The 6,810-nt window shown below is 30.9% G+C and carries 7 protein-coding genes and 1 pseudogene; 6 read left to right on the forward strand and 2 right to left on the reverse strand.

Annotated features, from left to right (window positions below; genetic code table 11):
* Window positions 1–47: 47 nt before the first annotated feature.
* Both hxlB and hxlA read right to left on the reverse strand, forming a co-directional pair.
* Entirely contained in the window at window positions 48–596 is a 549-nt protein-coding gene (gene hxlB / locus HMPREF3265_RS01675; RefSeq protein ID WP_015387319.1) for a 6-phospho-3-hexuloisomerase, read from the reverse strand.
* 2 nt (window positions 597–598) lie between these two features.
* A complete protein-coding gene (gene hxlA / locus HMPREF3265_RS01680) occupies window positions 599–1,231 on the reverse strand; it encodes a 3-hexulose-6-phosphate synthase (RefSeq protein WP_002449613.1) in 633 nt (210 codons plus the stop codon).
* Window positions 1,232–1,431: 200 nt separating this feature from the next.
* Here hxlA and HMPREF3265_RS01685 point away from each other — a divergent pair.
* The 6 genes and pseudogenes from HMPREF3265_RS01685 to HMPREF3265_RS01705 all read left to right on the forward strand — a co-directional run bounded on the left by HMPREF3265_RS01685 (window position 1,432) and on the right by HMPREF3265_RS01705 (window position 6,761).
* Window positions 1,432–2,763 (forward strand): annotated as a pseudogene (locus HMPREF3265_RS01685) (glucose-6-phosphate isomerase).
* A gap of 31 nt (window positions 2,764–2,794) precedes the next feature.
* The gene (gene gndA, locus HMPREF3265_RS01690; protein WP_002449612.1) at window positions 2,795–4,201 is read left to right on the forward strand and encodes an NADP-dependent phosphogluconate dehydrogenase; all 1,407 of its coding nucleotides are present in this window, start codon (window positions 2,795–2,797) and stop codon (window positions 4,199–4,201) included.
* 63 nt (window positions 4,202–4,264) lie between these two features.
* On the forward strand, window positions 4,265–5,725 hold the full coding sequence (gene zwf / locus HMPREF3265_RS01695; RefSeq protein ID WP_002449615.1) for a glucose-6-phosphate dehydrogenase: 1,461 nt from the start codon (window positions 4,265–4,267) through the stop codon (window positions 5,723–5,725).
* A 38-nt stretch (window positions 5,726–5,763) separates the two neighbouring features.
* On the forward strand, window positions 5,764–5,877 hold the full coding sequence (locus tag HMPREF3265_RS12340) for an NAD(P)H-dependent oxidoreductase (protein ID WP_015387320.1): 114 nt from the start codon (window positions 5,764–5,766) through the stop codon (window positions 5,875–5,877).
* Window positions 5,852–6,373, forward strand: a complete 522-nt coding sequence (locus HMPREF3265_RS01700) for an NAD(P)H-dependent oxidoreductase (RefSeq protein WP_015387321.1) — start codon at window positions 5,852–5,854, stop codon at window positions 6,371–6,373. The genes HMPREF3265_RS12340 and HMPREF3265_RS01700 overlap by 26 nt, the downstream gene beginning before the upstream one ends.
* A gap of 187 nt (window positions 6,374–6,560) precedes the next feature.
* Complete coding sequence (locus tag HMPREF3265_RS01705) at window positions 6,561–6,761, forward strand: hypothetical protein (protein ID WP_015387322.1); 201 nt, start codon at window positions 6,561–6,563, stop codon at window positions 6,759–6,761.
* The last annotated feature ends 49 nt before the right edge of the window (window positions 6,762–6,810 follow it).

The following is a 6,810-nucleotide window of genomic DNA, read 5'->3' on the forward strand; positions in this document are numbered from 1 at the left end:
TAATGCGGAAGATTATATAATCTTCCGCATTAACTGCTTATTTATATCTATTCTAAATTGGCATGATTATTTTGCATAGTTGTTTCATCAACATCTAATTGTGTCATTAGTCCAATGACTACACTATCTAAAAAGATTTGTGATGATTGTTCAAACAAACTACCTAACGGTTGATCAGACCCAGTAGCATCGTGTTTTGTACCTGCTGGTAATTCAACTACTGTGTCTGCAATTTCACCAATTGCAGAATCTAGTTTAGTTGTTAGTAATACCACTTCTGCTTCAACTGATTTCGCTTTATCTGCTAATAAGCGAAGGTGTTCTGTTGAACCCGAACCAGAAATCACAATAAATAAATCACCTTTTTGAATTGATGGTGTTGTTGATTCGCCAATAACAAATGCTTGCTTGCCTAATTGATTGAGTCTCATTGCAAAACTATTTGCAACGAATCCAGAACGACCCTTACCTGCAACAAATATGCGTGATGCTTCAGTTACTTCTGATGCAAATCCATCAAACTCTTCATCTTTAACATGAGATAAAGTACCCTTTAACTCATCTAAAATTAATTGATAATGATTAAAAGTTGCCATCATTATTTACCTTCAATAGCGTCACGACATTGTTTAGCTGCTTCTACAGGGTCATCAGCATTTGCGATACCGCCACCAACAATTACTAAGTCAGGTTCTTCTGCAACAATTTCTTTAATTGTATCTGGTTTAATACCACCAGCAACTGCGACTTTAGAATTTTTAATTACTGATTTAACTTTACGTAAGCTATCTAATGGAGATTGTCCTTCAGCTTGTAAATCATAACCAGTGTGCACTGCAATATAGTCAGCACCCATTTCATCTAATTCTTTCGCACGTTTTTCTAAATCTTGTACAGCAATCATATCTACTAATAATTGTTTGTCATTTTTATGTGCTTCTTCAACTGCTGCTTTAATTGACGCATCTTCTGCTACACCTAAAATTGTTACAACATCAGCGCCGAATTTAACAGCTTGGCTTACTTCATAGTCTGCTGCATCCATGATTTTTAAGTCTGCTAATACTTTAGCATTGCTTATATTTTCATTTAAATGTTGAACGGCAGGTAAACCTTCATTAATCACAATTGGTGTACCAATTTCAACAATATCGACATATTCTTCTACTTTTTTCGCTAATTCTGCTGCTTCTTCTTTATTTAATAAATCAATAGCTAATTGTAATTCCACTATAATTCATCCTTTCATTAATTTATACCTTTATTTTGACATAATTATCAATAAATCAATACTGACAAAATTGGCATATAGGGAATGTCAGCTTATCTAAAGGGGGTGACTATTTTTTCAGTATGAATAATATTACACTGTAGTGTACAGTTGGAATTGTAAATATAAGACTAATAATTACAAATTTGGAGGCTTTTTAGATGACTCATATTCAATTAGATTATGGTAAGACTTTAGAATTTTTTGGAGAACATGAATTAGAACAACAAAAAGATATCGTGAAGACATTACACAAAACGATACATGAAGGAACTGGTGCAGGAAATAATTTCTTGGGTTGGGTAGACCTTCCAATTGATTACGATAAAGAAGAGTTTTCAAGAATTGTAGAAGCTTCTAAACGTATTAAAGTAAATTCTGACGTGTTAGTTGTTATTGGTATTGGTGGCTCATACCTTGGTGCACGTGCTGCTATTGAAATGCTAACATCTTCATTTAGAACAAATAATGACTATCCTGAAATTGTTTTTGTAGGTAATCATTTATCATCAAATTATACAAAAGAATTAGTAGATTATTTAGCTGACAAAGATTTCTCTGTAAACGTCATTTCTAAATCTGGTACAACTACAGAACCAGCAGTTGCATTCCGTTTATTCAAACAATTAGTTGAGAATAAATATGGCAAAGAAGAAGCTAAAAAACGTATCTTTGCTACAACAGATAAACAAAAAGGTGCATTAAAACAATTAGCTACAAATGAAGGTTATGAAACATTTGTAGTCCCTGATGATGTAGGTGGCCGTTATTCAGTGTTAACTGCTGTAGGTTTATTACCAATCGCAGCTGCAGGTATTAATATTGAAGCGATGATGATTGGTGCAGCAAAAGCACGTAAAGAATTATCTTCTGACAAATTAGAAGAAAATATTGCTTATCAATATGCAACAATCCGTAACCTTCTATATAGCAAAGGTTATACAACTGAAATGCTTATCAACTATGAACCGTCAATGCAATATTTCAACGAATGGTAGAAACAATTATTTGGTGAATCAGAAGGTAAAGACTTTAAAGGTATTTATCCTTCAAGTGCTAACTACACTACTGATTTACATTCATTAGGACAATACGTTCAAGAAGGTCGTCGTTTCTTATTTGAAACAGTTGTAAAAGTGAATCATCCAAAACATGATCTTACTATTGAAGAAGATAGTGACGATTTAGATGGATTAAATTATCTTGCTGGTAAAACAATTGATGAAGTTAATACAAAAGCATTTGAAGGTACATTATTAGCACATACAGATGGTGGCGTACCTAATATCGTTGTTAATATTCCACAATTAGATGAAGAAACATTTGGCTATGTCGTGTACTTCTTCGAACTTGCATGTGCTATGAGTGGTTATCAATTAGGCGTAAATCCATTCAATCAACCTGGTGTAGAAGCGTATAAACAAAATATGTTTGCTTTACTTGGTAAACCAGGATTTGAAGATATGAAAAAAGATCTTGAAGCAAGATTGTAGGTTATAAACTATAAAGAAATGAGAGGATACAATGTCTAGTAATATTGGAATTTTAGGTTTAGGTGTTATGGGGAAAAATCTTGCGTGGAACATCGAGGATAAGAAATATTCTGTGAGTATTCATAGTAGAGATAATAATGAAATTAATGATACTATTCAAAAGTCTCATTATCAAAAGATATATCCTGCGTATAACTTGAAAGAATTTGTAGATTCATTAGAAAAACCCCGTAAAATTTTGTTGATGATTAAGGCTGGTAGTCCTACGGATAACATGATAAATGCCTTACTTCCATTATTAGACGATGAAGATATTTTAATTGATGGTGGTAATACAAACTATCAAGATACAATTCGTCGAAATAAAACATTAGCTGAAAGTGGCGTTAATTTCATTGGTATGGGCGTATCAGGTGGTGAAGTAGGCGCTTTAACTGGTCCTTCATTAATGCCTGGTGGTCAAGAAGCCGCTTATAATAAAGTCAGTGATATCTTAGATGCCATTGCAGCTAAAGCGCAAGATGGTGCATCTTGCGTAACATACATTGGCCCAAATGGTGCAGGTCATTATGTGAAAATGGTTCATAACGGTATTGAATATGCAGATATGCAATTAATCGCTGAAAGTTATACAATGATGAAAGACTTATTAGGTATGAGTCATACTGAAATTTCTCAAACATTCAAAGATTGGAATGCTGGAGAACTCGAAAGTTACTTAATAGAAATTACTGGTGATATTTTCACTAAATTAGATGAAAATAATGAACCATTAGTAGAAAAAATATTAGATACTGCTGGTCAAAAAGGTACAGGTAAATGGACTTCTATTAATGCATTAGAATTAGGAATTCCATTAACAATTATCACTGAATCGGTATTTGCTCGTTTCATTTCATCCATTAAAGAAGAACGTGTTAATGCGTCTAAATCATTAAATGGACCACAAGCTTCATTTGATGGTAATAAAGAAGAATTCTTAGAAAAAATCAGAAAAGCATTATATATGAGTAAGATTTGTTCTTACGCTCAAGGCTTTGCGCAAATGAGAAAATCGAGCGAAGATCACGAATGGAACTTAAAATTAGGTGAACTGGCAATGATTTGGCGTGAAGGTTGTATCATTCGTGCACAATTCTTACAAAAAATTAAAGATGCTTACGATAATAATCCAGAACTTGAAAACTTATTATTAGATCCATACTTCAAAAATATTGTTACAGATTACCAAGATGCATTAAGAGACGTCGTAGCAACAGGCGTTAAAAACGGTGTACCGACACCAGGATTCTCTGCAAGTGTGAACTACTATGATAGTTATCGTTCTGAAGATTTGTCAGCTAATCTTATCCAAGCACAACGTGACTATTTTGGTGCACATACTTATGAACGTAAAGACCGTGAAGGTGTGTTCCACACACAATGGGATGAAGAGTAATATAATTACTGTTACGGAATGAAAACCAGAAACTAGCTAATCAAGTAAAAGGGGGGAACTGCTTTGGATAAAAATTTATCATCATTAATAACAATATTTGGCGGAACAGGAGATTTAAGTTACAGGAAATTGCTACCTTCTATTTTTAATCTTTATAAAAAGGGTCACTTTAAGAAATTAGTTATCATTTCTACGGGTTTAGAGGATATAAGTGATGAAGAATATAGAAGTAAAGTAAAACAAATTTTATTAAGCCAAGAAAATTTTGAAATGGTGAACTTATTTTTAGATAACATATTTTACTTTCAACAAAATGTTGAAGATAAAACAAGTTGGAATAAATTAAAGGAACTTTCCAATGATATTGATAAAAAATATTGTTTGGATGGCAATAGATTATTTTACTTAGCAATGAATCCTCAATTTTTTAAAATTATAACTCAAAGCATAAGCCAATCAGGTCTTTCTGATACAAATGGATTTTCAAGATTAATAATAGAAAAACCATTTGGAAAAGATTTGAAATCTGCCGAAGACTTAAATAAACACATAAGACAGTATTTTAAAGAAGAAGAAATATTTAGAATAGATCATTATCTAGGTAAAGAGATGGTGCAAAATATTGAATCTTTACGTTTTGGTAATACAATATTTGAACCATTGTGGAACAACAAGTATATATCAAATGTTCAAATAACTCTATCGGAAACTTTAGGCATTGAAGATAGAGGCCAATACTATGATTCTACAGGAGCGCTTAAAGATATGGTGCAAAATCATGCACTACAAATACTTACTCTTATTGCTATGGAGAAACCCGAAAGCAGAAATAGTAAAGATATTAGACTAAAAAAAATCGAACTTTTAAACAATATAAAATTTTTGAAAGGGGCTGATGTACACAAATATTTTGTTAGAGGACAATATATTAATGGTATTATTAATGAAACTCCGATAATGTCATATCATGAAGAAAAAGGTGTTAATAGTGATTCAACAACAGAAACATTTGTAGCAGGGAAATTACTCATTAATAATGATAGATGGAAAGGGACACCGTTTTATATTCGTACAGGAAAGCGTTTAAATAAAAAAGCAATAGAAGTTGTTATAGAATTTAAAAAATTAAATAGTAAATTAATCTATGAAAATGATAATGAAGATGTTGATTGTAATTTAATGGTAATAAATATAGAACCTAATGCCCAAATATCACTATATATTTATGAAAATAAATCAACTAGAAATAATAGAAACCATAATATACAAATCTATAACTTAATAGATAAAAAACAAGTAGTGGATGCTTATGAATCACTTATATGTGATGCTTTAATAGGAAATCAAACTAATTTTGTACATTGGGAAGAACTTAAACATTCATGGGAATTTATAGATTATATAAGTACTGAATGGAAAAAATCTAACGTAACAATACCACAGTATAAACCAGGAAGTTTTGGACCTAAAGAAAGTGATCAATTACTTAAACAAGATAACTTTGAATGGTGGAATAATCTATAAAACGTAAATATTGCAAAACACTATATAGGAGAAGTTAAATGAATATTCTAATAGTATATGCGCACCCTGAACCTCAATCTTTTAATAGTAAACTTAAAGATATTGCACAAACAGTATTGAAGGAGAATGGTAATAATTGTCGTTGTATCTGATTTGTATAAAATGAATTTTAACCCTGTTGCTCAAAAATCTGATTTTAAATATTTAAAAAATAATAACTTTTTTAAATATCCTATAGAACAAGAGCATTCTTACAAAAATAATATATTAAGTAAGGAAATTAAATCTGAATTAAGCAAACTATTGTGGGCGGATATTATTATTTTTCAATTCCCTTTATGGTGGTCGAGTGTTCCTGCAATATTAAAAGGATGGTTTGATAAAGTTTTAATATATGGAGGGATTTATGGAGGGGCATATGGGAAGTTTAAGAACGCCAGATTATCTAATAAAAAAGCTATTATAAGTACAACAACTGGTTCATCAGGAGATATACACAAACAAGTACTATTTCACATTAGTCATGGAATAGTTGAATATACTGGAATGCAATGTTTAGATACATTAATCGCATATGAAATTGATAAAGATCAAAATAGTAGAGATGAGTATATAGAATTTTTTAAAAACAAAATAAAGTATATTTAACCAAATTGAAATACGGAGTAGAGAAATAAAAAAGCTAAGTCATTGATTTATTAAAGCATAAAACACTTGTATGGGCTATTATAGGGAAGTATTCTCAGAATGTGTTAAAAATATTATTAAACCAGAAGACACAGTAATTAATTTAAAATGTGGTTTTTCAAAATAATTTGGAAAGGAGTTTTTGTTTGTGATAATAGAGCAATTAAAACAAGAATTAGAATTAAATACAGTAAATAGTATAGAAGTTTATTTTCATTCTGGAGATTCAGTAATTGCAAGAAAAATAGACTATTCACAAAGTTCTGAAAAAATTATTAAAGTACTTAATCCAGTGCCTATGTATATTAATTTAGAAAATGTAACATACATTCAGTTAAGAGAAATGTAATAATGTAGATAGCATGGTTCTGTTGCAAAGTAAAAAAATATAGCTAACC

It is taken from the genome of Staphylococcus sp. HMSC62B09 (assembly GCF_001839115.1).
Taxonomy (GTDB): domain Bacteria; phylum Bacillota; class Bacilli; order Staphylococcales; family Staphylococcaceae; genus Staphylococcus; species Staphylococcus haemolyticus.

What these genes read in the sequence shown, in the direction of transcription:
- HMPREF3265_RS12340 (WP_015387320.1), top strand. Translation starts at nt 5,764, where the DNA reads ATGAATATTCTAATAGTATATGCGCACCCTGAACCTCAATCTTTTAAT.
- hxlB (WP_015387319.1), bottom strand. Translation starts at nt 596, where the DNA reads ATGGCAACTTTTAATCATTATCAATTAATTTTAGATGAGTTAAAGGGT.
- HMPREF3265_RS01700 (WP_015387321.1), top strand. Translation starts at nt 5,852, where the DNA reads ATGGTAATAATTGTCGTTGTATCTGATTTGTATAAAATGAATTTTAAC.
- gndA (WP_002449612.1), top strand. Translation starts at nt 2,795, where the DNA reads ATGTCTAGTAATATTGGAATTTTAGGTTTAGGTGTTATGGGGAAAAAT.